Below are 870 nucleotides of genomic sequence, written 5' to 3' on the forward strand. Positions count from 1 at the left end.
CGACGGCTCGCTGCCGGTGCTCGTCCACCCGGCCCCGCGCTCGGCGCTCGCCGGGCTGGCCGCCGACCTGTACGACCACCCGTCGCAGGCGTTCACGACGCTCGGCGTGACCGGCACCCAGGGCAAGACCACCACGACGTACCTGCCGAGCCGCCCTCGGCGCGGACCAGGCGGCGGTCGTCGGCACTATCGGCACCCGGGTGCGCGGCGTCCCGGCCGCGTCGGCGCTCACCACCCCGGAGGCCCCGCAGCTGCAGGCGCTCTTCGCGGTCATGCGCGAGGAGGGCGTGCGCCTGTGCGCCATGGAGGTGTCCAGCCACGCGCTCGTGCAGGGCCGCGTCGACGGGTTCGCGTTCGACGTCGCGGTCTTCCTGAACCTGGGCCGCGACCACCTGGACTTCCACGGCGACGTCGCGTCCTACTTCGAGGCGAAGGCCTCGCTGTTCACCCCCGAGCACGCCCGGCACGCCGTCCTCAACGTCGACGACGAGCACGGACGCCTGCTGGTCGAGCGGACGACCCTGCCGGTCACGACCTTCTCGGTCGAGGGACGCCCGGCCGACTGGCGCGCGGTCAACGTCCGGCCGCACCGGCTCGGCTCCGACCTCGTCGTGCTCGGCCCGGACGGGCTGGAGCTGGAGATGAGCGTCCCGCTGCCCGGCGTGTTCAACGTGTCCAACGCCCTCGCCGTCGTCGCCGCGCTGAGCACCGCCGGCCACGACACGCGCGAGCTCGTCGCCGGCATCGGCCGCAGCACGGGCGTCCCCGGCCGCATGGAGCGGGTCGAGCGCGGCCAGGAGTTCACCGCCGTCGTCGACTACGCGCACAAGCCCGACGCGGTCACCGCGGTGCTGGCGGCGCTGCGTCCGG

1 protein-coding gene is annotated in these 870 nt (G+C 74.8%); it reads left to right on the forward strand.

The annotated features are described in order from the left end of the window. Window positions 1–200 precede the first annotated feature (200 nt). On the forward strand, window positions 201–870 hold a 670-nt coding region (locus AC2W7G_RS17400), incomplete at its 3' end, for a Mur ligase family protein (protein WP_485869542.1).

The organism is Aeromicrobium sp. PFPM2_SD2 (assembly GCF_057364525.1).